Origin of the sequence: Stenotrophomonas sp. 2YAF22 (assembly GCF_052114665.1) — a bacterium.
Classification (GTDB): domain Bacteria; phylum Pseudomonadota; class Gammaproteobacteria; order Xanthomonadales; family Xanthomonadaceae; genus Stenotrophomonas; species Stenotrophomonas indicatrix.
The window spans coordinates 1-2781 of the sequence record NZ_JBFRFE010000584.1 but is presented as its reverse complement, the minus strand read 5'-3'; the positions used below and the strand labels follow the sequence as shown (position 1 = coordinate 2781).

The following is a 2781-nucleotide window of genomic DNA, read 5'->3' as shown; positions in this document are numbered from 1 at the left end:
ATCGATCTGTACGACCACATCCGTGGCCCGCTGCAGCCCGGTGAGCCGGCACGCCGCGAAGCGGAGAAGAACGGCCATCACACCAGCATGCTGCGCATGGACGATGCCAACCATCTGGGCAACCCGCTGTTCAACGACGCGATCCGTGGCGTGCATGCCCAGGATGTGCGGGCCGGGCGCGTGCCGGACGTGATGAGCACGCAGCTGGCCGGCAGCCTTGCCGCCGAGATGCATGCTGCAGGCGGCAAGCGCATCGACGACGTGGTGATGAATGCCGATGCCTCGCGCAGCTTCGCGGTGCAGGGCCAGGGGGGTGACCCTGCCCATCTGCGTGTATCGGTGGACACTGCCGTTGCGATGAACACGCCGCTGGAGCAGAGCAGCCAGCGCATCGAGCAGCAATCTGCCGGTCAGGCCTTGGCGCGCGAGCAGCAGCTGGAACAGACCCAGGCGACCCAGCGCAGCCTGCACGCCTGACACGCTCGCGGGAATGAAAACGGGAGCCGGCACCGCCGGCTCCCGTCGTTTCGTGCAACCGATCAGGGGCTGGAAACCGCCGAGTTCGGCGCCGGCCCTGCCAGCACGTACGCATCGGGGCCCGAATCCGGGAAACCACCACAGGCCTTGTCGCCCGGCGCCACCGGATCGCACGGCCACTGCGCGCGCGTCACGGTATCGCGCAGCTCGAAGCCCGTGCCGTTCCAGACAACAAAGGCTAGATGCTCCCGGTTCCAGTCGCTGAAGCTATGCGGACCGGTCTTCTGCGGTGACTCCGGGTACTGCACGAACCAGCGCATCGCCGGCCCGTACTGCAACTTGCTGTGATCCAGGCTCACCTTGCCTTCGCGGGCGCGGTGCCGCGCACGATCGGCCTCAGCGATCGACGGTGCCGCCGGCATTGCCTTTGCGGTGATGTCCTGCAGCACGCCATCGCTGCCCACCTGGTACACGCGTTGGCGGACGTAGGCCTGTCCGCAACTGCCGGCTGCGAGCCGGACAGGCTCTGCGGTGTTCTCGTTTGGCAGTGCGCCGTCGGCACAGTCGAACGGCGCCGAGACAAGATAGGTGGTCGTGGAAGCATCTGCGCCTTCAAACGAGCGCACCCAGATGTCGCCCAGGCGGGCGATGAAGTCCGGGCGCTCGCCCATGCCGGCCACGGCCTTGAACCATGCCTTCTGGCGCACTTCACGCTCGCGCCAGCTGCGCGGCAGGTGGATGTCCTGCTCGGGCAATGCCACCAGCAGCGCCGCCAGATGCGGCGGCAGCGTGCCCTGGCAGGCGCCGATCATCAGATCGCCCTGCGGTGCCAGGCGCCCGGCCAGATCGACCGGGCAGCGCGCACCGAGCTGGCGCTCGGCGGCCTGATCCGGTGCGAGCGGGATGATCGGTGGTGCGACAGGGGCTGGGGCTGACGGCGGGACGGGTGCCGGGGCCGGTGCGGTGTCGGGCACCTGTGCAGCGGCGGCAACGGGGGCCGGCACCTGCGTGGGAGCCGGTGGGGCTGCGACAGGCGTAGCTGGCGCAGCATTGGCGGAGGTAATGTCGGCCGCTGGTGCTGCCGCGGGCGCTGGCGCAACTGCGGGTTCGGCGGCGACGGCTTCTGGAGCAGCGTCCGTCGTCGATGCCGGCTGCGGTGCGGGTGCGGGCGGTGGGGACGGCTCCGCCGCAGGTGCAGGTGCAGGTGCAGGTGCAGCAACCACGGCTGGCGCCGGCTCGGGCGCGGCGACGGGTGCCGGTGCAGGAACAGCATCCGTTGCGGTGTCAGCGGGCGTCTGCGAGTCCGCCGCGGCCACTACCGGTGCTGGCACAGCCTCCTCGACGGCGGGAGCCGCCGGGGCGTCCGGTGCCTGCTGTGCGTGGGCCATGGCGGCAGCCAGTCCCAGCGGCAACAGCAACAGTGCCGAAGCGCGACCACGCTGGGCCACGTTGGAATGCAGGAAAGTGTTTCGCATGTTGTGTCCTTACAAAGAGATCCATGTAGGCACCCGAGGGTGCTCGGTGTCGTGCGATGGGCCCGCCGGTTTCCGACCTGCAGGCGGTGCCCAGATTACAGCGATCGCGGGCGGTTCTGCTCCTGCTCGCGGGTAACCGAAGCAGCCTGTTCCTGGCGGGCAGAAGCTTCGGCCGCCAACTGCTGGCTGCTCTGCTCGAGCGGCAACTGGGCGGCGGCCTCACGCTCGACCATCGAGCGCTGCATCGCCGGGTCCCCCATGGCGCCCTGCACCGCGAACAGCGCCCTGCCATCGGTGCCCGCCACCACGTGGTCGATGCGGCTCATGCCGGCCTTCTGCGCGCTCAGCGCCAGGGCGCCCGCCGCATTGTCCAGTTCCTGCTGGCTGCGCAGGCCGCTCTGCGGCCCCATCTGCTGCAGATGGCCTCGAGCGTCGCTGAACAACCGGTTGCCGGCATGGGCCGGATCGGACATATCGCGCGCGCGCTCAGGCAACTGTGCAGGCTCACCCACTTCGCCGCGGGCAAGCCGGTCCATCACGTCCGGGGTCAGCTTCTGCTGCCACGCCTCGAAACGCTTGAGCCGGTCCTCCACCCCGTTGACGGCGCCGTTGATGGCGTAGGTCGCCTCGCGCACGTCCTCGCGCGCCTGCTCCGGCACGCGGTTCTGCCATTGCCACACGGCGATGCGCCCAGCGTGTTCCGGCTGCGACGCGAGCTCGGGCTGATTGACCAGGTCCAGGTCCAGCGCAGTGCCGGCGCGCTGGTAGCTTTCCTTGCCGGTCAGCGGCAGATAACCGCGCCCGTGGTACTTCAGCGCATCACCGGGCG

Annotated in this window: 3 protein-coding genes; 1 reads left to right on the top strand and 2 read right to left on the bottom strand. The window is 69.6% G+C overall.

The genetic code is table 11. The features are described 5' to 3' along the window. Window positions 1-477, top strand: a 477-nt coding sequence (locus AB4Y84_RS18520; RefSeq protein WP_442250623.1) for an XVIPCD domain-containing protein, incomplete at its 5' end; no start/stop codon positions are given. Between the two features lie 62 nt (window positions 478-539). On the opposite strand, the gene AB4Y84_RS18515 is transcribed toward AB4Y84_RS18520, so the two are convergent. Together AB4Y84_RS18515 and AB4Y84_RS18510 are read right to left on the bottom strand one after the other, a co-directional pair. Next, window positions 540-1481: a hypothetical protein gene (locus tag AB4Y84_RS18515; protein ID WP_442245028.1), complete on the bottom strand. Its 942-nt coding sequence runs from the start codon at window positions 1479-1481 to the stop codon at window positions 540-542. A 566-nt stretch (window positions 1482-2047) separates the two neighbouring features. Next, the coding region (locus tag AB4Y84_RS18510; RefSeq protein ID WP_442250622.1) for an XVIPCD domain-containing protein at window positions 2048-2781 on the bottom strand (734 nt) is incomplete at its 5' end.